The sequence below is a fragment of the Nonomuraea sp. NPDC005983 genome (genome assembly GCF_040614375.1).
GTDB lineage: Bacteria > Actinomycetota > Actinomycetes > Streptosporangiales > Streptosporangiaceae > Nonomuraea.
The window spans coordinates 139,596-165,875 of record NZ_JBEXUP010000001.1 but is presented as its reverse complement, the minus strand read 5'-3'; the positions used below and the strand labels follow the sequence as shown (position 1 = coordinate 165,875).

Here is a 26,280-nt window from a genome sequence, read left to right as displayed (position 1 = left end):
GGCGCCGACTGCCGCGCCGCCGCATATGGGCTGCCACCCTGCGACGACGCGAGCCATCGGCTCTCGGTCCGGCGAAAAGAAGCCACCTCGAGAATGCCGCGAAAGGGGTCTTCTATGTACTCACAAGGTACCAAGGGACTCAGCCGAATCAAGTCCCGGATCCGGGAACTCGTCGCCTGGGCCGACCGCGAGATCTGCATGGAGCCGGACGAGTTCGCCTACCGGCGAGGCTGGACCGTGACCAGGGCCGGCTTCGGCTCCCGACGCTACCGCGACCACCGCTTCGACCAGCTCAGGATCGCACCGCTCCTCCAGGAGGAGGTGTCCTGAGATGGCGAGGAATCCGCGCAACCAGATCTACCCGGCCAACGAGGACCTTCCCGTCGCCGGCGGCTCAGGGGCGCTGACGAGGCTCTGGCGGCTCAGGACCGAGCTGCTGCTGGTCCTGGCGGCCGGACTGGTCACGCTGACCCTGCTGGGGGCCACGCAGCAGGGCGGGTGGGCCCCGTTCGTCGCGCTGACGAGCGCGATCTCGGTGCCCGCCGCGACCAGGGCGGGACGCAACTGGGCGGTGGCCCACTTCTGGTGCGTGGTGTCGAGGCACCGGCTGCAGAGGGTCTGCCTGGAGACCACCATGCACACCCGGGCGGGGCGCATCCCGCTGGTGCTCTGGATCACGCCCACGACCACCGGGGAGAAGGCGCTGATCCTGACCAGGGCCGGGATCTGCGCCGAGGAGTTCGGGGCGTACGCGGAGGAGATCGCGGCGGCCTGCTGGGCCAGGAACGCCACCGTCTACCGGCATCGCGCCAGGGCGCACCTGGTCGTGCTGGAGATCGTCAGGCGCGACGAGGTCCCGGGCGCCGCCTCGCCCGGTCTCGACCGCCTCTACGGCCGCCGCGCATGGGTGTCGATGAGGCCCGACATCGAGGAGCCGTCCGATATGCGCGGGCGTCCGGCGCTGCCGCAGGTCGGCTGAGCCCCACAGTCAAGCCCCGGAGACCGCGGGGGCTCCGGGGCTTCCCCATGCGCGACGCGCGGGCCAAGATGAGTTCAGCTGACGAACTCAGGAGTCGTGATATGTCGACTGTTCACCGCACCTGCCCCCTGTGCGAAGCCGTCTGCGGCCTGACCCTGACCCTCGACGACGGCGGCCATGTCACGAGCGTCCGCGGCGACAGGGACGATCCGTTCAGCAAGGGCTTCATCTGCCCGAAAGGCGCCAGCCTCGGCCGCCTGGACGAGGACCCCGACCGGCTCCGCAAGCCGCTGATCAGAGACGGCGAGCTGTGGCGCGAGGCGACCTGGGACGAGGCGTTCACCGCCGTCCAGCGCGGCCTCGACCAGGTCTCCGAGCGGCACGGACGCCAGTCTGCCGGCATCTACCTCGGCAACCCGAGCGCCCACAGCATGGCCGGAGCCCTCTATGCCACGCCGCTGATCAAGGCGCTCGGCACCCGCAACGTCTTCTCCGCCAGCACCGCCGACCAGATGCCCAAGCATGTGGCCAGCGGCCTGATGTTCGGCCACCCGCTCACCATCGCCGTGCCGGACCTCGACAGGACCGACTACCTGCTGATGCTGGGCGCGAACCCGCTGGAGTCCAACGGCTCCCTGTGCACCGCGCCCGACTTCCCCGGCAGACTGAAGGCGCTCAGGGCGCGCGGCGGCAGGCTGGTGGTGGTCGATCCGCGGCGCACCAGAACCGCGTCGCTGGCCGACGAGCACGTGTTCGTCCGCCCGGGCACCGACGCGTACCTGCTCTTCGGCCTGGTTCACACGCTCTTCGCCGAAGACCTGACCAGGATCTCGCACGAGGTCAACGGCCTGGACGAGGTCCGCGAGGCGGCCAAGCACTTCCCGCCCGACGTGGTCGCGCGCCGCACGGGCGTCCCCGCACAGGTGATCGTCCGGCTGGCCAGGGAGCTGGCCGCCGCCAGGACCGCGGCCGCCTACGCCAGGATCGGCACCTGCACCACCGAGTTCGGCACGCTGGCCCAGTGGCTGGTGGACGTGCTGAACGTGCTCACCGGCAACCTCGACAGGCCGGGCGGCGCGATGTTCCCCAAGGGGGCCACCGAGTTCGGCGCCGGACGCAGGACGTACGCGGTGGGGCGCTGGACGAGCCGCGTCAGGGGCCTGCCGGAGGCCAACGGCGAGCTCCCCGTGGCGACCCTCGCGGACGAGATCGAGACTCCCGGCGACGGCCAGATCAGGTTCCTGCTGACGGTGGCGGGCAACCCGGTGCTGTCCGCGCCCCACGGTGACCGCCTCGACCGGGCCTTCGCGCAGCTCGACTTCATGGTCAGCGTGGACCCGTACCTGAACGAGACGACCAGGCACGCGCACGTCATCCTGCCGCCGCCGCGTGTCCTGCAGTCGGGGCACTTCGACTTCACGCTGCTCGGATTCGCGGTCCGCAACTACGCGCGGTACTCCCCGCCGCTGCTGCCGCTGGACGGGCGGCCGTCGGAGGCGCAGATCCTGGCCAGGCTGGCGATGATCGCGTCCGGCCTGGAAGGCGACCTGGACGCGTTCGTCATCGACCAGATGCTGCGCAAGGCCGTGGACCTGCCCGGTTCCGGCGTCGAGGGGCGGGACCCGGCGGAGCTGCGCGCGTCCCTGGAGGGCGAGACGGGGGCGGAACGCAGGCTCGACCTGATGCTGCGGCTCGGCCCGTACGGCGAGTGGGCGGGCAAGGGCGAGCTGTCGCTGCGCAAGTTGCTCGACCACCCGCACGGGCTCGACCTCGGCCCGCTGGAGCCCCGGCTTCCCGAGGTGCTGAGGACGGCCTCGGGCCTGATCGAGCTGGCGCCGCCACTGCTCGTCGAGGACGTGCAGCGGCTTCGGGGCAGGCTGGAGGAGGAGCCGCCCGAACTCGTCCTGATCGGACGGCGGCACCTGCGCTCGAACAACAGCTGGTTGCACAACGTGGGCCCGCTGGTCGGCGGCAGCAACACGTGCACGCTGCAGATCAACCCAGCCGACGTGGCGCGGCTGGGGCTCGACGGTGAGGCCGTGGTGCGGTCGGCCAAGGGCGAGCTGACGGTGCCGCTCGAACCGACCGACACGATCATGCCGGGCGTGGTGAGCCTGCCGCACGGGTGGGGGCACGCGGGGAGCACGCAGTCGGTCGCCGCCGAGCACGCCGGGGTGAGCGCGAACGCGCTGACCGACGAGTCCGCTATCGACGTTCCGTCAGGTAATGCGGTGTTCAACGGCGTTCCGGTCACGATTTTGCCAACTGCTGTGATCACGGCACATTAGGGTGTCGCGCGTGACTATCGCGCCAGAAGAGGACCGCCTGAACGCCCAGATCGCCTTCGTCGTCGAGATCGACAAGTTGAAGCGGGTCGTCCGCCGCAACCTGCTCATGGACGGCTCGCGGCGGGAGAACGACGCAGAGCACTCCTGGTACGTAGGCATGCTGGCCATGGTGCTCGGCGAGCACGCGCCACCCGGCACCGACATCCAGCGGGTGGTCGCCATGCTGCTCGTGCACGACCTGGTGGAGATCGACGCGGGCGACACGTTCGTCTACGACCAAGCCGCCGTGGCCGCCCAGGCGGAGGCGGAGCGGGCGGCCGCCGATCGGATCTTCGCCCTGCTCCCCGGCGAGCAGGGTGTGCGGATGCGGGAGCTCTGGGACGAGTTCGAGGCCCGCGAGACCCGCGAGGCCCGCTTCGCCAGGGCGCTCGACCGGTTCGCCCCGATTTTGGCCAACCACCACACCGAGGGCGGCACCTGGCCGCTGTTCAAGGTGACGGCCGCACAGGTCAAAGAGAAGGTCCGGCTGATCGAGGAGGGCTCGCCCTCGCTCGGGGCGTACGCCCTGGAGCTGGTCGAACTCTCCGTCGCCAGAGGACACCTGTCCGAGTGATGCCCTCCTGCCTGGGGTAGGGGACTTGTCGTGAAAGAGTCAGTTCGAGCGAGACGTCGGCAGTTGCGGCGTTTCGTGGGGCCGGTCGGTCTGGCTGACCGGCTCGAGAAGTCCAAGGCCATGGACACGCCGATCCGGGTGCTGGCCAAGGCCGTCCGCACCCTGATCCGTCCTGGAACGCTGCGGGACGTGCTGCACGGCGTGCCCATCGGCAAGCCCCTGCATCCGCCGCTCGCGACGATGAGCCTCGGCTGCTGGCTCTCGGCCGTCGTCCTGGACGTCGCCAGGGCCGACCCGAGGGCGACACGGCTGCTCCTGGCCAGCGGCATCGGCTGCGGGCTGCCCACCGCCGCCGCGGGGCTGACCGACTGGTCGTCGCTGCACCGGGAGCAGCAGCGGGTCGGCTTCGTCCACCTGCTGTCGAACGTGACCGCGCTCGGGCTGTTCAGCGCCTCGCTGGCGGCGCGGCTGCGCGGGCGCGAGCGCGGCGGCCGGATACTCTCGTTCGCCGGGCTCGGCGTGGGGAGCCTGGGCGCGTACCTGGGCGGGCACCTGGCCTACCGGCTCGCCGCAGGGGCCAACCACGCGCCGCAGGTGTCCCACCTGGTGCCGCTCGGGTGGCACGACCTCTGCCGGCTCAAGGAGCTGCCGGAAGGCAGGCCGGTCGCGCGGCGGCTCGGCTACATCCAGCTGTTCGTGCTGCGCAATGCCGAGGGCGTCACCGTGCTCGCCGACCGCTGCCCGCACCTGGCCGGACCGCTGCACCAGGGCAGGCTGGTCGTGGAGAAGGGCGAAGCGTGCGTGGTGTGCCCGTGGCACGGCAGCACCTTCCGGCTGGAGGACGGCACGGTCAAGCACGGGCCTGCCACCGCGCCGGCCCCGATCTTCGAGACCCGCATCCAGCGCGACGGCACCGTCCAGGTCCGCCCCAGCGTCACCTGACCTCGCCGCACGCCTGCCCCGCATCGGCGCGTGCCTGCCCGATCTCCCCATCAGCGCCCTCGTGGCCCATCTCCTCTCTCTCGAGCACGCCTGGCCCGTCTGCGCGCAGAAGCACTCACAGGCCCCCGCAGCCCGCAGTTGACCTGAACGTTGGTTTAGGTTTTACGGTCGGAGCCATGAGCAAGATTCTGGTGACCGGCGCGACCGGCAATGTGGGCAAACATGTCGTCTCCGAGCTGGCCGAAGCGGGCCTGGACGTCCACGCGCTGGTGCGCGACCCGAGCAGGGCGAAGCTGCCCGAGGGCGTGAAGGCCGTCCGCGGCGACCTGACGGCGCCGCAGACTCTGGAGCCCGCGCTGGCGGACGTGGAGAGCGTCTTCCTGGTGTGGCCGGGCTTCGCGGCCGAGACCGCCGCCCCGGTGGTCGAGGCGATCGCCAAGCACGCCCGCCGCGTCGTCTACCTGTCGGCCGACGTGACAGAGCTGGCGGACGGCGAGGAACCTACCCTGTTCCACCAGGAGGTCGAGCGGCTGATCAGGCGGTCCGGGATCGCCTGGACGTTCCTGCGTCCCGTAGGCTTCGCCGCCAACACGCTGGGCTGGGCGGAGCAGATCCGGCAGGGCGTGGTGCGCTGGCCGTTCGGACAGGCGTCCCGGGCGCTGATCCACGAGCGGGACATCGCGGCGGTGGCGTCCCACGTCCTCACCTCGGCGGGGCACAACGGGGCGAAGTACGTCCTCAGCGGGCCCGGGCGGCTGACGCAGGAGGAGCAGGTGCGCATCATCGGCGAGACGGTCGGACGCGAGGTGCGCTGGGAGGATCTGCCACGGGACGTCGCCCGCGAGCAGTTGCTGGCGGCCTGGGGCGACGCCACGTTCGTGGAGGGGGCGCTCACGGGGTGGGAGAGCTTCGTGACGTCCCCCGAGAAGGTCACGGACACGGTGGAGAGGCTGCTGGGCAGGCCGCCCCTGACGTTCCGCCAGTGGGCCGAGGACCACGCGGCCGACTTCCGCTGACCGCGCCGACGCCTCATCGACCAAGCACGACCGCCCTGTCGGCGTCAGGCTTCGTCGGCGGGGTGCTCGACCAGGGCGAGAATGCGGCTGGACATGAACCGCGCGGTGCGGACCGCCGTGCCGCTGCGGGTCACCTCGCTGACCTCGACCAGACCCCGCCGCGTGGTCACCTCCACACGGCGCCCCGCACGGGTGGCGTTGACCTCGTAGGTACGCGGGCTGCCGCCCACATCGATGACGATCTCCACCCGATCACCCTTCATGCACGGATTTATACCCACAAAGCCTGGTAATTATCCGTACATTAGTTTGACAATTGCCACCACGCCGACGCACACGATGATCCCCCGAAGCACCGGCGCGGGGATCCGCCGCCCGATCCGCGCCCCTACGAACCCGCCCACCATGGACCCCACGGCCACGGCCAGCACCGCCCACCAGTCCACCCGGGCGACGGCGATGAACAGCACGGCGGCGCAGCCGTTCACGATGAGGGAGAGCACGTTCTTCGCCGCGTTCACCCGCTGCAGGTCCTCGTCCAGGAAGCTGCCCAGCAGGCCGATCAGCAGCACACCCTGGGCGGCCCCGAAGTACCCGCCGTAGACGCCCGCCGCCAGCACCCCCAGCCAGAGCTCCACGCCCCCGTGCGGGTGCGCGTGCTCCCGCCGCGCCGACAGCCACCCGTTCAGTTTCGGCTGCGCCACCACCAGGACGCAGGCCACGGCGATGAGCACCGGCACCACGACCTTGAACACGCTCGGGTCGAGGTAGAGCAGGAGGACTCCCCCGATCACCGACCCGAGCGCCGAGGCCGTACCGAGCCGTACCAGCCGCTCGCGCTGGCCTTTGAGCTCGGCGCGGTAGCCGTACGCGCCCGCGAAGGACCCGGGGACCAGCCCGATGTTGTTGGACACGTTCGCCACGACGGGGTCGATCCCGACGGCCACCAGGGTGGGAAAGGTGATCAGTGACCCCGAACCGACGATCGCGTTGATCGCGCCGGCCGCCATTCCGGCCGCACAGACCGCGACCACCTCCCAGACCGTCACCCGACGAGCCTAGACGCGCCCCCGCCTCTTCCCGGCAGCGGGGTTCACGCGGAGGGCTCGGGTGTCCGGAAGGGCGCGGGAGTCCGGGAGGGCGCGGCGGCGGGGGTGTGTCAGTGTTCGCGGTCCTTCGGCGGGCTGAAGAGGCTGCCGAGGCTCTCCAGCGCCTTGCCCATCTCCGAGGGGACGATCCACACCTTGTTCGCGTCCCCCTTGGCGATCTCGGGGAGCGTCTGCAGGTACTGGTAGGCGAGCAGGCGCTGGTCCGGGTTGCCCTCGTGGATGGCCTTGAAGACCATGCCGATCGCGTCCGCCTGCCCTTTGGCGCGCATGGCCTGCGCCTCCGCGTCGGCCTGGGCGCGCAGGACCGCCGCCTCCGCCTCGCCGCGGGCGCGCAGGACCGCCGCCTGCTTCTCGCCCTCCGCCGCGAGGATGGCGGCCTGCCGCTGCCCCTCCGCGGTCAGGACGGCTGCGCGCTTGTCGCGGTCGGCGCGCATCTGCTTCTCCATCGAGTCCTGGATCGAGACCGGCGGGTCGATGGCCTTGAGCTCCACCCTGTTGACCCGGATGCCCCACTTGCCCGTCGCGTCGTCCAGGACACCGCGCAGCTCGGTGTTGATGTCCTCGCGCGAGGTCAGCGTGCGTTCCAGGTCCATGCCGCCGACCACGTTGCGGAGCGTGGTGACCGTGAGCTGCTCGACGCCGACCAGGAAGTTGGCGATCTCGTACGTGGCCGCCTTCGGGTTGGTGACCTGGAAGTAGATGACCGTGTCGATCGAGACCACCAGGTTGTCGGAGGTGATCACGGGTTGCGGCGGGAAGGAGACGACCTGCTCACGCAGGTCGATCATGTCCTTGATCCGGTCGATGAACGGCACCACGAGGTTCAGACCAGGCTTGAGCGTGCGGTGATAACGGCCGAGCCGCTCCACGATCGCGGCCGTCGCCTGAGGGATGATGCGGACGGTACGCGCCACCCCGAAGCCCACCGCCGCGACCACGACGAGGGCGACGATGAGCTGTTCCGTGGACATGGCGACGCTCCGAAGTCGAGATGTGCGACTTCGTAGATCCTATGAGCTTTTGGCGGCCTTTTTAGGTATAAGACCGATCTAGTGGGCTCGGGCGTACCAGCGGCCCTGCTCGCTGCGTTCCAGCGAGAGCGGCACGCCGAAGGTGCGGGTCAGGTTGTCGGCCGTCATCACGTGCTCCAGCGGCCCCTGCGCGACGACCGAGCCGTGACGCAGCAGCAACCCGTGGGTGAACCCGCTCGGCACCTCCTCCACGTGGTGCGTCACCAGCACCAGCGTGGGTGAGCGGTAGTCGCCGGCCAGCAGCGACAGCCGCCGCACGAGGTCCTCGCGGCCGCCGAGGTCGAGCCCTGCCGCGGGCTCGTCCAGCAGCAGCATCTCGGGGTCGGGCATGAGCGCGCGGGCGATCTGCACCCGCTTGCGCTCGCCCTCCGACAAGGTCCCGAAGCGGCGGCGGATCAGATGGGCGGCGCCCATCATGTCGATCAGCTCGACGGCCCTGGTGACGTCGTTGGAGTCGTACTCCTCGGTCCAGCGGCCCATGATCGCATAGGACGCGGTCAGCACCAGGTCGATGACCTTCTCCTCCGGCGGGATCCGCTCGGCGAGCGCGGCGCTGGCCAGCCCGATGCGGGGGCGCAGGTCGAAGACGTCGGCCTGGCCGAGCCGTTCGCCGAGCACCTCCACGACCCCCTCGCTCGGATACAGCAACGTGGCGGCGACCTGTAGCAACGTGGTCTTTCCTGCGCCGTTCGGCCCGATGACGACCCAGCGCTCGTCCTCGTTGACCGTCCAGTCGATGGCACGTAGCAGGGCCGTTCCGTCGCGCCTGACAGCCACGTCCTGGAGCCGCAGCACCTGACCACCCATCCCAGGTCCTCTCCGTGGGGGTAACGCTCGGGGACAAACCTATTGCAGGGCGAGCGCTTATCGTGGACCGGTGCGCCCTGAATCGCCTTTCTGCCCCGCGCTGGTCGCCTGGGGGAACGCCTGGCTCGCCGGTCACGTCGGTCTGGACGAGGCAGTCGATCATGCGGAAACCGTTGGCGGACCGGCAGTCGTGGGGGCGGTGTCGCTCCGCGGCTACCTCGCCGACCTGCGGTCCGACGGGCTCACCGAGCTCAGGCTCGCGTTGCCGGCGCCCGGTGACCCGCTCGGGCTGTCCGGCCCGCCGGAGTTCAACTCGGCCGCCATCGACGCGGGCGAGGCCGTCGTCGCCGTGCTGCCCGAGCGGTGCCTCGGCCTGGTGCCCTCGCCCGACCTGCGTGGCTCGTCCTACGTGGGGGTGCGGCTGGCGGTGCACGAGTCCCGTCCCGCGCGCCACGACCTGCCGTCCATGGCGGAGGCCGAGCAGGAGCTGTCGGCGGCGATCCGGTCCGCGACCGAGGCCCTGACGGCCGTCGACGGCCCCGCGCAGGACCGTCCCGACCAGCTCGGACGCGCCGGCGGCGAGCTGGCGCCCGGCTACCCGGGGCGGGCGCACCGGCTGTCGGCCCTGGCGGCGAGGCTGGCCGCGGTGCTGCGAATGGCCGACGAGCGGGGTCTCACCTCAGGGCAGATCGCCACCCGGGGGGCCGCCCTGCGCGAGCTCGACCGCGCGGTGCGGCGAGCGCTGGTGGCGGCGCACCACGCCATCTTCGAACCCCTGAGAAACCAGTAGCCCGCCCAACTGCGGGCCCGCGGGCAGCTTGTGGGCAGCTTGTGGGCAAGGTGCGGAGACGTGCGGTGTTCAGGCGAGGCCGTGGCGGACCGCGTAGAGGGCGGCCTGGGTGCGGTCCTGGACTCCGAGCTTCATCAGCACGTTCGAGACGTGCGTCTTGACCGTCTTCTCGGCCACGGCCAGGCTCCTGGCGATCTCCCTGTTGGACCGTCCGGCCGCGATCAGTGCCAGCACCTCGCGTTCCCGCTCGGTCAACGGCATCGGCGCGGACGTGGACGGGGAGCCGCTCCCGCCTGCCAGCATCGCCTCCACCGCCTCCGGCGCCAGCAGCACCTGCCCTCCGTGGACGGCCCGAACGGCCTGCGCGAGCGCCAGCGGATCGACGTCCTTGTAGAGGAACCCCGCCGCGCCCGCCCGCATCGCCGGCCCCACGTCGGTCCTGTCGCTCACCGAGGTCAGCACCACCACCCGGGTGGACGTGCCGGCGAGCTTCGCCAGCGCCCCGAGCCCGTCGAGCACCGGCATCTTCAGGTCGAGCAGCAGCACGTCCGGCGCCAGCTGCCCGACCAGCTCGACGGCCTGCGCCCCGTCGGCCGCCTCGCCGACGATCGTGATGTCGTCCTGCAGGTCGAGAAAGGTCCGCAAGCCCTGCCGCACCACCGGATGATCGTCAGCGATCAGCACTCGGATCACACGCCCACCTCCACCCGAACCGTGGTCCCGTCGCCGGCGCCCGAGTCGACCGTCAGCACGCCGCCGATCGACTCCGCCCTGTCTCGCATCGACTCCAACCCCAGGCCGCGCGTTGCTTCGCGGACGAAACCGGCGCCGTCATCGCGCACTGACAGCGCCAGCCTGCCACCCTCGCGGGCGAGCCGCACCGAGATCCGCGCGGCGCCCGAGTGCCTGAAGGCGTTGTGCAGCGCCTCCTGCGCCACCCGCAGCAGGGCCACCTCGACCTCCGGATCGAGCGGCGGCAGCTCGTCGCACTCGAACGTGACGTCGGACGGGTGCAGCCGGTCCAGCATGCGCACGTGCTTGCGCAGCGTCTCGGCCAGGCCGTGCCTGTCGAGCTCGGCGGGACGCAACTCGACGATCACCGCGCGCAGCTCGGCCAGCGCCTCGCCCGCCAGCCGCTGCACCCGTTCCAGCTCGACGGCGGCCTTGTCGGGAGCGCTGTGCAGCATGGTCGCGGCGGCCTGGGCGGTGAGCCTGAGCGAGAACAGCTTCTGGGTGACGGCGTCGTGCAGCTCCCGCGCCATCCGGTTGCGCTCCTCCAGCATGGCCAGCTCGCGGCCCCGCTCGTACAGCCGGGCGTTGGTGAGCGCGATCGCGGCGTGCGCGGCGAACAGGGTGAGCAGCTCCTGGTCGGCCTCGGTGAAGCCGCCCGCGGTGCGCTTGTTGGCCAGGAAGATGATGCCGAGCACCTGCTCGCCGTCGCGGATCGGGACTCCGAGGAAGTCCTTCATCACCGGGTGCGCCTTGGGCCACCACTCGAACCTGGGGTCGCTGCGCAGGTCGGGCAGCCTGGCGGGGGCCCCGTCGCGGAGCATCGCGCCGAGCATGCCATGCTGTCTCGGCAGCGGCCCGATCGCGTCCCACTGCTTGTCGGTGAGGCCCTCGGCGACGAACTCGGCGAAGGACCCGTCGTCGTCGGGCACGCCGAGCGCGGCGTAGCGGGCGTCGAGCAGCCGCTGCGCGGAGCGGACGATGACCTGCAGCACCTCGCGCACCGACAGGTGGCGGGTGACCGCGAGCACGGCGGAGCTCACCGCCTGCAGGATCTCGTCTCGGTCGGACGTCACGGCACCCACTCTAGGGTCCTAGGACGAAAGCCCAGGATCGGGCGGGCCCTCAGCCCGATGCCGCGGCAGGACGCTCGTTCCTACCGTCGTGGCATGACGAACACCGCACTCATCACCGGCGCCTCCCGCGGTCTCGGCCTCGCTCTCGCGAGCTCGCTGGCGGGGGCGGGCTGGAATCTCGTGCTCACCGCGCGCGGCGCGGCCGACCTGGAGCGGGTCGCCGACGAGCTGGGCGCCACCGCGATCCCCGGCGACGTGACGGAGGCCGCCCACGTCCAGCGGCTGGCCGCCGCGGTCCCTGAGCTGGACCTGCTGGTCAACAACGCCAGCGACCTGGGTGTGGCCCCGCTGCCGCCACTCGCGGGCTACCCGCTGGAAGCGTTCAGGGTCCTGCTGGAGACCAACGTGACGGCTCCGCTGGCGCTCATCCAGGCGACGCTGCCCGCGCTGCGCGCCCGCCGGGGGGCGGTGGTGAACGTCACCTCCGACGCCGCCACGGGCGCGTACGAGGGTTGGGGCGGCTACGGCGCGACCAAGGCCGCGCTGGAGCAGCTCTCCAACGTGCTGTCGGCCGAGGAGCCGGAGCTGGCGGTCTGGTGGGTCGACCCGGGCGAGATGAACACCCGCATGCTGGCCGACGCGGTCGGCGCCGAGGACGCCGCCGCGGCCACCGACCCGGCGAAGGTCGCGTCCGCGCTGCACGACCTGGTCAAGGCCCGTCCGGCCGGCGGCAGGGTGAGCCTGCAATGACCGCGGCTCTCGACTTCGCGCTGCCGGACGCGCTCTCCGCGCACGAACCTCCAGAGGCGCGGGGGCTGGACCGCGACGGAGTCCGGATGCTGGTCTCGCGCGGCGGCCTGCCGCCCGAGCACCACCGCTTCACCGAGCTGCCCGACCAGCTCGCGCCCGGCGACCTGGTCGTGGTCAACAACTCCGCGACACTGCCCGCGGCCGTCCGGCTGGACCGGCTCGCCGTGCACTTCTCGACCGCGCGCGAGGACGGCACGTGGCTGGTCGAGCTGCGCCGCCGCACGGCGACGGCGTCGGAGCCGTACCAGGGAGGCGAGCCCGGCGAGTGGCTGCCCCTTCCCGGACGGGCCACGCTGAGGCTGCTCGGACGCGAGACCCCGCGCCTGTGGCGGGCCGCGCTCGACCGGGACGTGGAGGCGTACCTGCGGGCCCACGGGGTGCCGATCCGCTACTCCTACGTCAGCCGCGACTGGCCGATCGAGTCCTACCAGACGGTGTTCGCGACCGTGCCGGGCAGCGCGGAGATGCCCAGCGCCGGACGTCCCTTCAGCGCCGACCTGGTCACGGCGCTGGTGTCGCGCGGCGTCGGGATCGCCCCGATCACCCTGCACACCGGCGTGGCGTCCCCCGAGAAGGACGAACCGCCCTACGCCGAACGGTACGAGGTGCCCGAGCACACGGCCAGGCAGGTCAACCTGGTCAGGGAGGGCGGCGGCCGGGTGGTGGCCGCGGGCACGACCGTGGTACGCGCGCTGGAGACGGCCGTGGGCGCCGACGGCCTGGTGACCGCCTCCGCGGGCTGGACCGGGCACGTCGTCACGCCGGAGACCGGCGTCAGGGCGGTCACGGGGCTGATCACCGGGCTGCACGAGCCGCGCTCCAGCCACCTGATGATGCTGACCGCGCTGGCCGGCCGGGAACCGCTCGCGCGCGCCTACGAGGCCGCGCTACAGGAGAGGTATCTGTGGCACGAGTTCGGAGACACCCATCTGATACTGATGTCCGAATGGTGAGCCTGCCGCACGAGCAGTGGAGCAGGAGCAGTACCGTGGCTGAATGTGGACCAGCGCACCCTCCTGATCACTCTCACCGGGCCTGACCGTCCCGGCGTCACCTCCAGGCTCTTCTCGGTGCTCTCCGGGTTCCCGGTGACCGTGGCCGACATCGAGCAGGTCGTCATCCGTGGCAGGCTCACGCTCGGCGTGCTCGTGGCCTACGCCGGCGGCCCCTCCACCGGCACGGGCAGCACGCTCGGCGCCATGTGGACCGCCGTCGAGGGGGTCGCGGAAGACCTCGGCATGGAGGTCGAGCTCTCCACCGGCTCGCAGGCCAAAGAGGCGCGCCGCCGCGGCCGGCTCTCGGTCAGCGTGCTCGGCACGACGCTCGCCCCCGCCGCCATCGCCGGCATCTCCGGGCGCATCGCCGCCGCCGGGGCCAACATCGACCGCATCGAGCGGCTCGCCCAGTGGCCGGTCACCTGCATCGAGCTGTCGGTCTCCGGCGCCAACCCCGACGCGCTCCGCATCGAGCTGGCCGCCGAGGCCGCCCTCCAGCAGGTGGACGTGGCCGTCCAGCGCACCGGCCTGTCGCGGCGGGCCAAGCGGCTGATCGTCATGGACGTCGACTCGACCCTGATCCAGGGCGAGGTCATCGAGCTGCTGGCGGCGCACGCGGGCTGCCTGGAGGAGGTCGCCAAGGTCACCGAGGAGGCGATGCGCGGCGAGCTGGACTTCGCCGAGTCGCTGCGCCGCAGGGTCGCGCTGCTCGAAGGGCTGCCCGCGGAGGTCTTCGAACGGGTCCGTCAGGAGGTCGTGCTCACGCCCGGCGCCCGGACTCTGGTGCGCACGCTCAAGCGGCTCGACTACCGGTTCGCGATCGTCAGCGGCGGCTTCACCCAGATCACCGACACCCTCGTGGAAGACCTCGGCATCGACTACTCGGCGGCCAACGTCCTGGAGGTCGTCGACGGCAGGCTGACGGGCAAGGTCGTCGGCGAGATCGTCGACCGTCCGGGGAAGGCGCGCGCGCTGGAGCGCTTCGCCAAGGAGGCCGGCCTGCCGATCAGCCAGACCGTGGCCATCGGCGACGGCGCCAACGACCTCGACATGATCGCCGCCGCCGGGCTCGGCATCGCGTTCAACGCCAAGCCGGTCGTCCGGCAGGCCGCCGACACCGCCGTGAACACCCCGTACCTCGACGCGATCCTCTACCTGCTCGGCATCTCGCGGGACGAGGTCGAGGCCGCCGACGCCGAGGACGGCGTCCTCACGTCGTGACCTCGCGCGGACCTCACGTTCGCGCGGAGGCCTCGCGTGGGACCTCAGGCCGTGACGAGTCTGGCCAGGTCGAGGGAGTCGGTGCAGAGCGACTTGAGCGCCGGGTGCGCGGCGACCGCGTGGCGCAGCTCGCGACGTACCGCCGACGACTCACCCGCCGCCGCCTCCTCCATCAGTGAGCTGACCTCGCCCGCCAGCTCGGCCAGGCCGGCCTCGAACGCGTCCAGCTGCGGGGGCGGCTTGTCGTCGCACACCGCCTCCGCCACGGCGGCCAGCCGGTCGCCCACCGCGTCGAGCACCGCCGCGGTGGCGTCGGAGCCCTCCGCTGAGCCGCGCAGCACGGCCGCCACCAGGATCGCGTCGTCGCGCAGCTTCCTCGCCAGCGTCACCGCCTCGCGCAGCTCCTGCGGCGCCCGGCCGCCCGGCTCCTTCGCCAGCTTGTTGAGCGCGCCGCTGAGCCGCTCGGCCGCCTGGCCCGCCGCGTCGGTGCGGTCGGGGACGCCGTCGAGGTCCCGCTCGGCCAGCGCGCGCACGAGCAGGGCGTGCTCGCGCAGCAGGTCCGCGGTCAGCCCGCGCAGCCTGCTCGACTGGCCGTGCGGCCAGAGCACTCGCGCCGCGACCAGGGCGAGCACGCCGCCTCCCATGGTCAGCAGGATCCGGACCCCGGCGGCCTGCCAGTCGAGCCTGGTGGAGTAGTCGGTGAGCATCATGGCCAGCGGCGTCGCGAAGATCGACCAGTAGGCGAAGCTCACCTCCCGCAGCGCGTAGCCGAGCGTGGCGAAGACCAGGACGGTGATCGCGATCATGTACGCCCCCGGCACCGCCACGAGGATGACCGCGGCCACCACCGCCCCCAGCACGGTGCCCGTCACCCGCAGCACCACCCGGTACACCGTGTCGCCGTAGGTGGAGCGCAGGCCCAGCAGCACGGTGAAGACGAACCACTTGCCGTAGTGCTCGTGCAGGCCGAGCATCAGCGCCATCGCGACGGCCACCGCCAGGCCGAGCCGTCCCGCGTGCTCCGGCTCCTGGCGGCCGGTCCGGGGCGTCCAGCCATGCCTGGGCTCTTCGCGACCGGCCGAAGGGGGCCAGGTGAGGCGGGGCAGCCTGGCCGGGGCCTGCACCCCGTCGGAGGCGAGCAGGCCGACCGTGCGCACGGCCACCGCGATGCGGTCGAAACAGCGTCGCACCTGGCCGAGCAGCGCGATCCTGCGCAGCGACGCGGGGTCGGTCCTGCCGAGCGCCCGCAGCCCGGCGCTTCGCTCGGCGAACGCGGCCGTCGCCGCCAGCACGTCCGGGACGCTCGCGGCGCTGCCTGCGGCGCTCTCGCGCAGCGCCCGCGACAGCGCCGCCACGACCTCGTCGATCTGCTCCTGGTCCTCGGTCGCCTGGGCCCGCAGCCCCCGAAGAGCCACCGTTTCATGAAATATCCGGATGAGGAGCTGGACGTAGGCGTCCGCCGAACGGTCGCTGTCCTCGTCACTGTGGAACGACGCCGAGGCCGTACCCGCGGCGTCGAGCGCCTTCGAAGCCCGGTCCCTGCGCTCCCCCCACTGCTCCTCGGGCTTCGCGATCCGGTCGAGCAGGGCGGCCAGGGTGTCGGTCGCCGCGTTGAACGCGTCCTTCAGCGGGTCCAGCCGCCGTACCGGCCACAGGGCCAGCGCCGCCGCCGCGTACAGCAGCCCGCCGGCCGCCATCTCGCCCGGCAGGCGCAGGCCGGCGGGAACCGCGAGGTAGACGCCCACAACGGTGGCGAGCACGGGCGGCGTCCCGACCAGCCGGAACCTCCCCGCCACGGCCGCCAGTAGCCCGACCACCACCACGGCCAGCCACGGGGACGGCCCGATGAGCAGCCCCAGCCAGCAGCCCACCGAGATGAGCACGATCTTGACGGCCAGAGTCCTGGCCCGCCTGGCGTACGGCTTGCCGTAGTTGTCGCCGAACGCGGCCAGGTAGGCGCCGAGCGCGATGAACGCGCCGGCGTTCGGCCAGCCCGCCAGTGTCCCGACGAACAGCGGGGCCGAGATGACCGACCCGCACAGCAGCCCGTACCCCCACGGCGGCCGCGCGGGCAGCGAGAAGCCCTTGCGCAGTGCTCGCGCGGCCCCCCGCATGATCGCTCGCCCCTGGTCAGTGCTCCTTGGGATCCCAGCGCCTCACCAGGTCTCCCTCCCCTGGCCACAGCTCTACCCAGGCCGACGGGGTGCGGATCACCGCGAAGGAGCCCGGCCTGAACTCGTACTCGCCCCCGGCCAGGCTCATCGCCAGTTCGTGCACGCCCGGGTTGTGCCCGCACAGCACCACGGTCTCCAGCTCCGGCTCGATCCGCTGCACGAGCTCGAGCAGGTCCTCGGGGTGGGCCAGGTAGATGTCGCGCTCGAAGCTGACCTCGGCCCCGGGGAAGGCGAGCTCCGCGGTGCGGCGGGTACGCACCGACGGCGAGCAGAGCACGGCGTCGGGCGTCAGCCCCATGGCCCTGATCTCGTCGCCGGCCCGCCTGGCATCGCGCTCGCCCCTGCCGGTCAGCGGTCGGTCGCGGTCGGCCAGGCCCGGCAGGTGGGCGGCCTTGGCGTGCCTGAGCACGATCAGCGTCGGCACCGGGTCACGCTCCCCTCGACGCCCATATCGCCAGCCCGGCGATCACGGCCAGGATCACCACCATCGCGAGCAGGATGAAGGCCAGCGCCTTCCCGCCGTTGGGCTGCTTGTCGTCCATCCGCCCAGTCTCCCACCGCCTCCTGGAGGTCCCCCATCCCGACCTCGCCCGCGCAACGGAACGCCCGCCTCCCCCGGCACGGGAGAGGCGGGCGTTCCGGGTCGTGTCAGCTGCCGACCGGCTGGTGTTCCCGGTTGTTGTTGCTGGCCGGCTCCGTGGTGACGGAGCGGCGCTTGGAGACGATGATCGCGCCGACGACGACCGCCACCGCGATGACCGTGACGCCGACGCGCAGCGCCGGGTTGCCCGCGTAGAGGACGACGGCGGGGGCCACCAGCAGCGCCACCAGGTTCATCACCTTGATGAGCGGGTTGATGGCGGGGCCCGCGGTGTCCTTGAACGGGTCGCCGACCGTGTCGCCGATGACCGTGGCCGCGTGGGCCTCGGAGCCCTTGCCGCCGTGGTGACCGTCCTCGACCAGCTTCTTGGCGTTGTCCCAGGCGCCGCCCGAGTTGGCCAGGAAGACGGCCATGAGCGTGCCGCAGGCGATGGCGCCCGCCAGGAACGCGCCCAGCGGCGCGTAGCCGAGTGCGAAGCCGACCGCGATCGGCGTCATGACCGCCAGCAGGCCGGGCGTGGCCAGCTCGCGGAGCGAGTCGCGGGTGCAGATGTCGACGACGCGGCCGTACTCCGGCTTCTCCGTGCCGTCCATGATGCCGGGCTTGGAGCGGAACTGGTCGCGGACCTCGAAGACCACGCGCATCGCGGCCCGTCCGACGGCCATGATCGCCAGGCCGGAGAACAGGAACACGACCGCCGCGCCGATGATCAGTCCGACCAGCACGTTGGGCTGGTCGATGCTGAGGCTGAACCGCTGGAAGGCGCCCAGCGCCTCCTTGACCGGCTGGGTGGCCTGGGCCAGCTGCGTCTCCACGGCCGTGCGGAACGCGCCGAACAGCGCGGTCGCGGCGAGCACGGCGGTGGCGATCGCGATGCCCTTGGTGATCGCCTTGGTGGTGTTGCCGACCGCGTCGAGGCTGGTGAGGACGCGGGCGCCCTCGCCCTCCACGTCACCGGACATCTCGGCGATGCCCTGCGCGTTGTCGGAGACCGGGCCGAAGGTGTCCATGGACACGATGACGCCGACCGTGGTCAGCAGGCCGGTGCCCGCCAGCGCGACAGCGAACAGCGCGATCGTCACGTTCCCGAAGCCCAGCAGGAACGCGCCGTAGACCGCGCCGCCGATGATCAGCGCCGAGTAGACGGCCGACTCCAGGCCGACGCTGATGCCCGCCAGGATGACCGTCGCCGGGCCGGTGGCGGAGCTCTCGCCGATCTCGCGGACCGGCCGCCTGTTCGTCTCGGTGAAGTAGCCGGTCAGCAACTGGATGGCGCTGGCCAGGACCAGCCCGATGAGCACCGCGCCGATGGCGATGAGCCGCGGGTTGGCGTCGGACTGCACGACCGAGCCGGTCAGCGCGGAGAAGCTGCTGGGCAGGTACCAGAACGCCGCCGCCGCGACCAGGACCGCGGAGATCCCGGCCGACAGGAAGAAGCTGCGGTTGATGGCGGCCATGCCGCTGCGGTCGCGGTCGCGCATGCCGGTGACGAAGATGCCGATGATCGCGGTGAGCACGCCGATCATCGGGACGATCAGCGGGAAGATCAAGCCCTGCTCGCCGAACGCCACCTTGCCCAGGATCAGGCTGGCGACCAGCATCACCGCGTACGACTCGAACAGGTCGGCCGCCATGCCGGCGCAGTCGCCGACGTTGTCGCCCACGTTGTCGGCGATGGTCGCCGCGTTGCGCGGGTCGTCCTCGGGGATGCCCTGCTCGACCTTGCCGACCAGGTCGGCGCCGACGTCGGCGGCCTTGGTGAAGATGCCGCCGCCGACTCGCATGAACATCGCGAGCAGCGCCGCGCCGAAGCCGAACCCTTCGAGCACGCCGGGCGCGTCACCCTGGTAGACGAAGACGACGACCGCCGCGCCCAGCAGGCCGAGGCCGACGGTGAACATCCCGGCCACACCGCCCGTGCGGAAGGCGATGCGCATGGCCCGCTTCTCGCCGGAGTCGCGGGCCGCGGCGGCGACGCGTACGTTTCCGCGCACGGCCAGCCACATGCCCATGAAGCCGGTCAGCGCGGAGAAGACCGCCCCGACCACGAAGAAGATCGAGCGGCCGATGCGCACATCGGTCTCGCCCGGTAGCAGGAGCAAGAGGAAGGGAATCACGACGACGAAGATCGCCAGCGTGCGGAACTGCCTCGTCAGGTAGGCGGCGGCTCCCTCTTGGACGGCACGGGCGATGTTCTGCATGCGCTCCGTGCCCTGGTCGGCGGACAGCACTTCGCGCACCAGGCCGCCGGCGACGGCAAGGGCGATCAGTGCGACCGCGGCGACCACGATCACGATGGTGAGATTGTTTCCGCTCAGGGCCAGATTGGACGCTGGCTCGGCGGCCAGCACGTGCCTGATCATCGTTCTCCTCGGCAAGACCGGTCGTCCTGCCCGGGTGGTGCTGCGATCTACGGCTGGGCGGGTGCGGCACCATCCGGGTTGTGGGTGCCGCTTCCGGTTGAGTCCGCAGTCGCGCCGGATCACCTTGGCCGGTGCCGGGAGTCTACGCAGCACCTGAGCGGATATGAAGGCTATAAGGGCGGCTAATTAGGCGCCCGTTCAGTAATCCCCTGCCAGGAAGGCGATTTGGGAAGTGAGATGGCAAATATCCATCGGTTTACGGCCCTGACAACCTCAGGAAAGGACACGCCCGAAACTCGGGGAGTTTCGGGCGTGGATGTGGCAGGGAGGCCACGGCCGGCCACCGCGGGCCGGAGGGGGAAGGACTACGCGTGCCCGTTGGGCGCGGCGGGCCAGCTCATCCGGATGCGCATGCCCTTGGGGCTGGGGAAGACCTCGACGTCGTCCGCCAGGCCCGCGATGACCGCGATGCCGAAGCCCGACATGAACGAGTCGGACAGCATGCCAAGATCGAGCGGTTGTTCCTGTTTGATCTCGTCACTGGGGGCCTGGTCGGTGACCGTGACCTCGAACCGCCCCGAGTCGTCGCGCAGCTCGATGCGGATGGGCTCGCCCGGGCAGTGAACGCGGTGCGCCTCGACCGCCCGGGAACACGCCTCACCCACGGCGAGCCGGACTTCGTCCAGGAGCGACTCCTCCACGCCGGTGCGCCTGGCGATCGCCGTGGCGACCAGCCGTGCGGTCCGCACGTGCGCGGGGAGCGCGCTGAACGTCAGCTCGACGGTAGCCATGACTACTTGTCTTTGCCGTGAGCTTCCTTGGCCTCGTCGACCGAAGCGTAGATCCCGAAGACCTTGGTCAGACCGGTGATCCGGAAGATCTTCAGGATGCGCTCCTGCGTGCATACGAGCTCCAGGGAGCCGTCGTGCGCCCGAACTCGCTTGAGCCCCCCGACCAGGACGCCAAGACCCGTCGAGTCGAGGAAGTCGACCTTCTCCATGTTGACGAGAAGGTGGAAGTTGCCCTTGTTCACCAGGTCGATGAGGAGCTCACGCAATCTCGGCGCCGTGTAGACATCGATCTCACCCTCGACCTCGACGATGGTGAGTCGGTCCTCGTTGTGGTGATCCAACTTCAGATCCACAGATCCTCCAGCGCCTCGCCTGCGAAAGTACCCTTGCGGGCCTGGCAGTCTGGAGCCTGGCTCCAGACCGCTCGACCCTGACGCGCGGCATTCAACCACGCGTCTGGCTTGTGTCTATACGAAATCACGATTCCCGGCGACTTTGCCCACGGATGCCAGACTGGAAACAGTGACTTCTTCCGCTACCTCCCCACACCGAGCAGGTCCACTCCTCGACCACTTGCTCGGCGTTCCGGCACGTCATGAGCGTGTCACTCATGTGGAGCATGTTCCAGCACGTCAGGCAGGTCAAGTGGGATGGCCGAAATGGGCGCCGGAAGTGCTCGTTACGCGCTTGGCGAACCGAGGCGTCACGGGATTGTGGCCACACCAGTACGAAGCCGCCGACCTGGCGCATCGTGGCCGAAACGTGATCATCTCCACGGGAACGGCGTCGGGCAAGTCGCTCGCGTACCTGACTCCCGCCGTCGCGTCCTGCCTCGACGGGGGCACGGTCCTCTATCTCACGCCGACCAAGGCCCTGGCCGCCGACCAGCTCCGGGGGCTGCGCGAGCTGCGCGTCACACAGGTACGGGCGGCCGCCTTCGACGGTGACACGCCGTTCGAGGAGCGCGCCTGGGTCCGCCAGCACGCCAACTACGTACTGACAAATCCCGACATGCTGCATCGGAGCGTCCTGCCCCGGCACTCCCAGTGGTCGTCCTTCTTCCGCCGCCTCCGGCTCGTGGTGGTCGACGAGTGCCACGGCTACCGGGGCGTGTTCGGCTCGCACGTCGCCCAGATCCTGCGCCGCCTGCGCCGGGTCTGCGCCAAGTACGGCTCGCAGCCGGTGTTCCTCCTGGCGTCCGCCACGGCCAGCGAGCCCGGCGCCTTCGCGATGCGCCTGACGGGCCTTGAGATGGACGAGGTGACCTCCGACGCGTCCCCCAAGGGTGCTACCACCATCGCGCTCTGGGAGCCGCCCCTGACGGAGCTCCGGGGCGAGGGAGGGGCTCCGGTCCGCCGCACCGCCACGGCCGAGACGGCCGATCTGCTGGCGGACCTCGTCCTGGCGGACGTCCGCACCCTCGCGTTCGTCCGCAGCAGGCGCGGCGCGGAGACGGTCGCGCTCACCGCCCGCGCCAAGCTCGCCGACGTCGCCCACTCCCTCCGCCACGCCGTTCCCGCGCCCACCCCGCCCGAACCCGTCGCGGAGCGGCCCGACGCGCTCGCCGACCTCCCCGGGAAGATCGCCGCCTACCGGGCCGGATATCTGGCGGAAGACCGCCGCCACCTGGAGAAGGCCCTGCGGTCGGGCGCCCTGATGGGCCTTGCCACCACGAACGCCCTTGAGCTCGGTGTAGACGTCTCCGGCCTCGACGCCGTCCTCATCGCCGGCTGGCCGGGCACCCGCGCCTCCCTCTGGCAGCAGGCGGGCCGCGCCGGACGTGAGGGCCAGGACGCGCTCGCCGTCCTCATCGCGAGGGACGACCCTCTCGACACGTACCTCGTCCACCACCCCCAGGCCCTGTTCGGCCGACCGGTGGAGGCGATCGTGCTGGACCCCGGCAACCCGTACGTCCTCGGCCCCCACCTGTGCGCGGCCGCCGCCGAGATCCCCCTGACGGAGGCCGACCTGCCGGTGTTCGGCGACACCGCCGAGACCGTCCTCGACGCCCTCGTGGCCGACGGGCTGCTGCGCAGACGTCCCGCGGGCTGGTTCTGGACGAGGCGCGAGCGCGCGACCGACCTGGCCGACATCAGGGGCGGCGGGGGCGCGCCGATCCAGGTGGTCGAGTCCGGCACGGGCCGCCTCCTGGGCAGCGTCGACGAGCCGTCCGCGCACACCACCGTCCACACCGGCGCGGTCTACCTGCACCAGGGCGAGACGTTCCTGGTCGAACTGCTCGACCTGGATGCCGGGGTCGCCCTGGTGTCGAACGCCGAGCCCGATTACACGACCTTCGCCAGGGACGTGACGGACATCTCGGTCCTCGCCTCGTCGAGGTCGCACGACCTGGGCCCCGGCAGGCTGCACTTCGGCGAGGTCGAGGTCACCCGGCAGGTGGTCTCGTACCTCAAGCGGCGCGTCCAGTCGGGCGAGATGCTCGGCGACGAGCCGCTGGACCTGCCCCCGCGCACCCTGCGCACCCGAGCCGTCTGGTGGACCCTGCCGGCCTCCCAGGTGGCCGCCCTGGCCGAGGAGGGCTTCGACCTCGGCGGGGCCGCGCACGCCGCCGAGCACGCCTCGATCGGCCTGCTCCCGCTCTTCGCCACCTGCGACAGATGGGACATCGGTGGCGTCTCCACCGAGCTGCACGCCGACACGGGCCTGCTCACCGTGTTCGTGTACGACGGCCACGAGGGCGGCGCGGGCTTCGCGGAACGCGGCTACGCCAGGGCGTCCGACTGGCTGACGGCCACCCGGGAGGCCATCGCGTCCTGCGAGTGCGAGCGCGGCTGCCCGTCGTGCATCCAGTCACCGAAGTGCGGCAACGGCAACGAGCCCTTGGACAAGCGCGGCGCCATCCGCCTTCTTGACATCCTTCTCGACGCCTGACCCAGCAATTCGGACAGGTCTAGCTGTCACCGCCGCGATGAAGACGGCCCGCGACGGCGCTCTCCTCGTCGTCCGCGGCCCAGAACTCCGCCTCGCCCGGCAGCGGACGCTCCCAGAAGCCGCTGTCCTCCATCGCCCTGGGGGAGGGCGGGAGATAGTCGTCCCAGCGGTCCTCGATGCGCACGGCCGGCGGGGTGACGGACGGCTCGGCCAGCACGGTCACCGCCGAACTCGGCAGCGCGATCCGGACAGGCTCCTTGGGGGCGTGTCCGGCGTCCTGGCCGAGGTGGCGTGGACGCTCGGGACCGGCCTCCGGTTGCTCGGCCTTCGGCCGGGTCCTGGCGACCGCCAGGACCACCGCGGGACGGCGCGGCGCCGTCGCGGTCGGCGGGACGCTGTCGTCGCCCCGCTGCGCCGCCGCGGGCGCGGAGACAGGCGCCGGGCCTCCCGAAGCGGCCGCCAACGACCGCCTGCGGGCCCACGCGCCGGCGTGCGCGGCCAGCAGCAGCAACAGGAGCCCGCCCGCGATGTAGACGCCGTACTGTCCCACGTCACCCAGCGGCGACGCCGACGCCTGGGACGTCACCTGCTCCTTCGCCCCTTCGGGCGATACGCCGTCGGTCGTGGGGCCTGCGGTCGGGATCGGCAGGTTGCCCTTCGGATCGGTATCGGGCATGGCGGGCAGCTTGGTGATGGTCTCCCGCTTGTGGGTGGGCGTGACCGTCGGCTGGGTCCGCCTCTTGAGCGTCGGCAGGGTCTCGACGCCCTTCTTCGGCGTCCGCGGGGTGTCGGCGGGGGTCTTCTTCGGCGTGGCCGTCGGCGGGGCGGGGACCGTCACGTACACGGCGCCGGAGCTGCCCGACTCGATCGAGCCGCCGTCGCCGTCGCCCCTGAACGCCTTGACCGTGAACCCCACCCGCTGGCCGGCCGCCCTGGCGGGCACGGCGAGCACCGCCTTGCAGGACGAACCCGAGCAGGCGCTGTCGACCGGCATCCTGCCCACGATCCCCGACTGGCTGGTGGACACCTCGTACGACTGGAGGTCGGGCTCGGCGCCCTTGCTCCAGGTCACCTCGACCTTCTCCGCGCCCCGCAGCGCCGCCGACACGCCGCTCGGCGGCGAGGCGGGACGTCTGAGCTTGAACGACCTGGTGTCGTAGGTGGAGCTGGTGAGCTCGCCCTTGAGGGTGACGGTGAAGGTCCCGTTGGGGGCGTTGCCGGCGTCGAACGTGCCCGACAGCGTCTGGTTGGCGCCGCCTCCGGCGATCTTCTGCTTCGCGGTCGAGGGGCCCTCCACGTACAGGCCCATGTCGAGTTGCACGATCCCGGTACGCGCGGAGATCTGCACGGACCCGGTGGATACGACCTCGCCGTCGGAGGGGGAGGTGATCTGTCCGGAGGTGTCCGCCGCCCACGCGGGCCCGGCGAGCGCGACGGACGTCGCCACGATCGCCGTCGCGGCCACCACTCTGCCAATCACCGTCACGGCGCTTCCCTCCATCGCGGTGATAACCGGAAGTGCGTTACGCCCCGGGCCTTGGCGACTCCTTCTCGGCGGCCCAAGAACTCTGTCGCGGACGGCATGGAGCGAGGGTAAGCGCGACCTTATGTGAGATATCTAACTCTTGGACACTCCGTCTAAGAAGTCGTGATTCGATCGCGACATTGCCTCATAGGGCACAGGGTTCACTTATTGGCGAGATTTGCATTTTGACCCATTTTGCGGGCCAAGCAACCCCTTCCCCGTCAACCCCAGCGGCGTAGCGCTCATCCCCCGTCCCACCCTGCGAGCCGTCTCGCGTACCGCTCGACCGCCATCCCCCTGCCTGGCCATCAGCACATGTGCTCCGTCCACAGGCTGAGAGCCGGGGCGGAGCTCCATCCACAGAATCTGATTCGGCACGTGGCAAGCACGCCCACACGGATCAGGCTGGCCCTCCCCCAAGCCAAGGGAGGCACCCGGATGAACCGGCCGCTGGTCATCACCGACGACCACGAACTGCTCGACGACCTCGTCCGCATCGCCGCGGCGGCCGGGGCCCACCTCGACGTGGCCCACACCCCCGCCCACGCCCGCCCGTTGTGGAACCTCGCCCCCATGGTGGTGGTCGGCGGCGACCTGGCCGACGAGGTGGCCACCTTCTCGCCACCCGCGCGAGACCGGGTGCTGCTGGTGACCCGCACCCCGGAGCCCGACACCTGGCGGCGCTGCGTCGCCGTGGGCGCGCAGGCCGTGGTCGACCTGCCAGGCGGCGAGCGCCGCCTGGTGGAGGAGTTCGCCGACGCGATGGAGCCGGAGCCGCGCTCCGGCGCGATCATCAGCGTCGTCGGCGGGCGGGGCGGGGCGGGCGCGAGCGTCCTGTCTGCGTGCCTGGCCCTACGCGCGTCCGGCGACGGCCTCCGCACGCTGCTGGTCGACGCCGACCCGCTGGGCGGCGGCATCGACGCGCTGCTCGGCCACGAGGAGGCCCCGGGAGCGCGCTGGCGAGACCTCGTGGCCCGCGAAGGCCGGGTCAGCTCCACGGCCCTCCACCGCGCCCTGCCGTCCTTCGGCGAACTGTCGGTGCTCTCGTTCCATCGCGGCGAGGTGCGCCCCATACCCGCCCAGGCGATGCGCTCGGTCCTGGAGGCAGGCCACCGCGGCTTCGACCTGGTGGTGGTCGACCTGCCACGTCACCTCGACGCCGCCGCGGCAGAGGCCCTGAGCAGGTCGAGCACGACCCTCCTGGTGGCGACGGCAGACGTCCGCGGCGTGCTGGCCGCCTCCCAGGTTCTGACGGAGCTGAACCACCACACGTCCGACGTCCGCGCCGTCCTGCGCCCCGGAGTCCTCCAGTCGGACGTGGCCGCCTCCGCGCTCGGCATCCCCCCGGCAGGCCTCCTCCCCGACCAACCACGTCTCACAGCCACGCTCAACCGCGGCGAACTCCCCAAGCTCGGCCCCCGCACCGCCCTCGGCACCCTCTGCGCATCCCTACTCCGCTCTTGTCCTCCCCCCTGAACGAGGGGCAGTCCCACGGGCACCCGTGAGCCTTCGTGCTTCACCGCCGACC

24 protein-coding genes are annotated in these 26,280 nt (G+C 71.5%); 12 read left to right on the top strand and 12 right to left on the bottom strand.

What is annotated here, in order from left to right; genetic code table 11:
• The first annotated feature begins 114 nt into the window (after positions 1 to 114).
• The 6 genes from ABZ297_RS00795 (at position 115) to ABZ297_RS00770 (ending at position 5,838) form a co-directional block, all read left to right on the top strand.
• A complete protein-coding gene (locus ABZ297_RS00795) occupies positions 115 to 330 on the top strand; it encodes a hypothetical protein (protein ID WP_355337211.1) in 216 nt (71 codons plus the stop codon).
• Between the two features lies 1 nt (position 331).
• Positions 332 to 979 carry a hypothetical protein gene (locus ABZ297_RS00790; protein ID WP_355337208.1) on the top strand — a complete coding sequence of 216 codons (648 nt, stop codon included), beginning with the start codon at positions 332 to 334 and terminating at the stop codon, positions 977 to 979.
• Between the two features lie 101 nt (positions 980 to 1,080).
• Positions 1,081 to 3,267 (top strand): molybdopterin-dependent oxidoreductase, encoded by a 2,187-nt coding sequence (locus ABZ297_RS00785; protein WP_355337206.1) that lies wholly within the window; start codon positions 1,081 to 1,083, stop codon positions 3,265 to 3,267.
• Between the two features lies 1 nt (position 3,268).
• Positions 3,269 to 3,880: an HD domain-containing protein gene (locus ABZ297_RS00780; protein WP_355337204.1), complete on the top strand. Its 612-nt coding sequence runs from the start codon at positions 3,269 to 3,271 to the stop codon at positions 3,878 to 3,880.
• Positions 3,881 to 4,000: 120 nt separating this feature from the next.
• The gene (locus ABZ297_RS00775; RefSeq protein ID WP_355337202.1) at positions 4,001 to 4,822 is read left to right on the top strand and encodes a Rieske 2Fe-2S domain-containing protein; all 822 of its coding nucleotides are present in this window, start codon (positions 4,001 to 4,003) and stop codon (positions 4,820 to 4,822) included.
• Between the two features lie 176 nt (positions 4,823 to 4,998).
• Complete coding sequence (locus ABZ297_RS00770) at positions 4,999 to 5,838, top strand: NAD(P)H-binding protein (RefSeq protein WP_355337200.1); 840 nt, start codon at positions 4,999 to 5,001, stop codon at positions 5,836 to 5,838.
• A gap of 44 nt (positions 5,839 to 5,882) precedes the next feature.
• On the opposite strand, the gene ABZ297_RS00765 is transcribed toward ABZ297_RS00770, so the two are convergent.
• From ABZ297_RS00765 to ABZ297_RS00750, 4 genes are all read right to left on the bottom strand, one after another.
• Entirely contained in the window at positions 5,883 to 6,101 is a 219-nt protein-coding gene (locus tag ABZ297_RS00765) for a hypothetical protein (RefSeq protein WP_350804521.1), read from the bottom strand.
• A 30-nt stretch (positions 6,102 to 6,131) separates the two neighbouring features.
• Entirely contained in the window at positions 6,132 to 6,887 is a 756-nt protein-coding gene (locus ABZ297_RS00760) for a sulfite exporter TauE/SafE family protein (RefSeq protein WP_355337198.1), read from the bottom strand.
• 110 nt (positions 6,888 to 6,997) lie between these two features.
• On the bottom strand, positions 6,998 to 7,918 hold the full coding sequence (locus tag ABZ297_RS00755; protein ID WP_355337196.1) for an SPFH domain-containing protein: 921 nt from the start codon (positions 7,916 to 7,918) through the stop codon (positions 6,998 to 7,000).
• Positions 7,919 to 7,996: 78 nt separating this feature from the next.
• A complete protein-coding gene (locus tag ABZ297_RS00750; RefSeq protein WP_355337194.1) occupies positions 7,997 to 8,785 on the bottom strand; it encodes an ABC transporter ATP-binding protein in 789 nt (262 codons plus the stop codon).
• A gap of 70 nt (positions 8,786 to 8,855) precedes the next feature.
• Here ABZ297_RS00750 and ABZ297_RS00745 point away from each other — a divergent pair, with 70 nt between their 5' ends.
• On the top strand, positions 8,856 to 9,575 hold the full coding sequence (locus ABZ297_RS00745) for a hypothetical protein (RefSeq protein WP_355337192.1): 720 nt from the start codon (positions 8,856 to 8,858) through the stop codon (positions 9,573 to 9,575).
• 69 nt (positions 9,576 to 9,644) lie between these two features.
• Here ABZ297_RS00745 and ABZ297_RS00740 read toward each other — a convergent pair whose 3' ends face one another.
• Complete coding sequence (locus ABZ297_RS00740; protein ID WP_355337190.1) at positions 9,645 to 10,268, bottom strand: response regulator transcription factor; 624 nt, start codon at positions 10,266 to 10,268, stop codon at positions 9,645 to 9,647.
• On the bottom strand, positions 10,265 to 11,380 hold the full coding sequence (locus tag ABZ297_RS00735; protein ID WP_355337188.1) for a GAF domain-containing sensor histidine kinase: 1,116 nt from the start codon (positions 11,378 to 11,380) through the stop codon (positions 10,265 to 10,267). Before ABZ297_RS00735 ends, ABZ297_RS00740 begins: the two co-directional genes overlap by 4 nt.
• A 93-nt stretch (positions 11,381 to 11,473) precedes the next feature.
• Here ABZ297_RS00735 and ABZ297_RS00730 point away from each other — a divergent pair, with 93 nt between their 5' ends.
• Genes ABZ297_RS00730 through serB form a run of 3 tightly spaced genes read left to right on the top strand, consistent with a single transcriptional unit; the run spans position 11,474 to position 14,406 of the window.
• Positions 11,474 to 12,130 carry an SDR family oxidoreductase gene (locus tag ABZ297_RS00730; protein WP_355337186.1) on the top strand — a complete coding sequence of 219 codons (657 nt, stop codon included), beginning with the start codon at positions 11,474 to 11,476 and terminating at the stop codon, positions 12,128 to 12,130.
• Positions 12,127 to 13,143, top strand: a complete 1,017-nt coding sequence (locus ABZ297_RS00725; protein WP_355337184.1) for an S-adenosylmethionine:tRNA ribosyltransferase-isomerase — start codon at positions 12,127 to 12,129, stop codon at positions 13,141 to 13,143. The genes ABZ297_RS00730 and ABZ297_RS00725 overlap by 4 nt, the downstream gene beginning before the upstream one ends.
• Positions 13,144 to 13,188: 45 nt before the next feature.
• A complete protein-coding gene (gene serB, locus ABZ297_RS00720) occupies positions 13,189 to 14,406 on the top strand; it encodes a phosphoserine phosphatase SerB (RefSeq protein ID WP_355337182.1) in 1,218 nt (405 codons plus the stop codon).
• Positions 14,407 to 14,450: 44 nt separating this feature from the next.
• Here serB and ABZ297_RS00715 read toward each other — a convergent pair whose 3' ends face one another.
• The 5 genes from ABZ297_RS00715 to ABZ297_RS00695 form a co-directional block, all read right to left on the bottom strand.
• Entirely contained in the window at positions 14,451 to 16,520 is a 2,070-nt protein-coding gene (locus tag ABZ297_RS00715; RefSeq protein ID WP_355337180.1) for an FUSC family protein, read from the bottom strand.
• Positions 16,521 to 16,536: 16 nt separating this feature from the next.
• Positions 16,537 to 17,004: a histidine phosphatase family protein gene (locus tag ABZ297_RS00710; RefSeq protein ID WP_355337178.1), complete on the bottom strand. Its 468-nt coding sequence runs from the start codon at positions 17,002 to 17,004 to the stop codon at positions 16,537 to 16,539.
• 224 nt (positions 17,005 to 17,228) lie between these two features.
• Positions 17,229 to 19,544, bottom strand: a complete 2,316-nt coding sequence (locus ABZ297_RS00705; RefSeq protein ID WP_355337176.1) for a sodium-translocating pyrophosphatase — start codon at positions 19,542 to 19,544, stop codon at positions 17,229 to 17,231.
• 365 nt (positions 19,545 to 19,909) lie between these two features.
• Positions 19,910 to 20,335, bottom strand: a complete 426-nt coding sequence (locus ABZ297_RS00700) for an ATP-binding protein (RefSeq protein ID WP_355337174.1) — start codon at positions 20,333 to 20,335, stop codon at positions 19,910 to 19,912.
• Between the two features lie 2 nt (positions 20,336 to 20,337).
• Positions 20,338 to 20,688, bottom strand: a complete 351-nt coding sequence (locus tag ABZ297_RS00695) for an STAS domain-containing protein (RefSeq protein ID WP_020542579.1) — start codon at positions 20,686 to 20,688, stop codon at positions 20,338 to 20,340.
• 292 nt (positions 20,689 to 20,980) lie between these two features.
• Here ABZ297_RS00695 and ABZ297_RS00690 point away from each other — a divergent pair, with 292 nt between their 5' ends.
• Positions 20,981 to 23,227 (top strand): DEAD/DEAH box helicase, encoded by a 2,247-nt coding sequence (locus tag ABZ297_RS00690; RefSeq protein ID WP_355337172.1) that lies wholly within the window; start codon positions 20,981 to 20,983, stop codon positions 23,225 to 23,227.
• A 19-nt stretch (positions 23,228 to 23,246) separates the two neighbouring features.
• Here the strand turns inward: ABZ297_RS00690 and ABZ297_RS00685 are convergent, their stop codons facing one another.
• Entirely contained in the window at positions 23,247 to 24,713 is a 1,467-nt protein-coding gene (locus ABZ297_RS00685) for a hypothetical protein (RefSeq protein WP_355337170.1), read from the bottom strand.
• A gap of 417 nt (positions 24,714 to 25,130) precedes the next feature.
• Here ABZ297_RS00685 and ssd point away from each other — a divergent pair, with 417 nt between their 5' ends.
• On the top strand, positions 25,131 to 26,228 hold the full coding sequence (gene ssd, locus ABZ297_RS00680; RefSeq protein ID WP_355337168.1) for a septum site-determining protein Ssd: 1,098 nt from the start codon (positions 25,131 to 25,133) through the stop codon (positions 26,226 to 26,228).
• Positions 26,229 to 26,280: the final 52 nt, after the last annotated feature.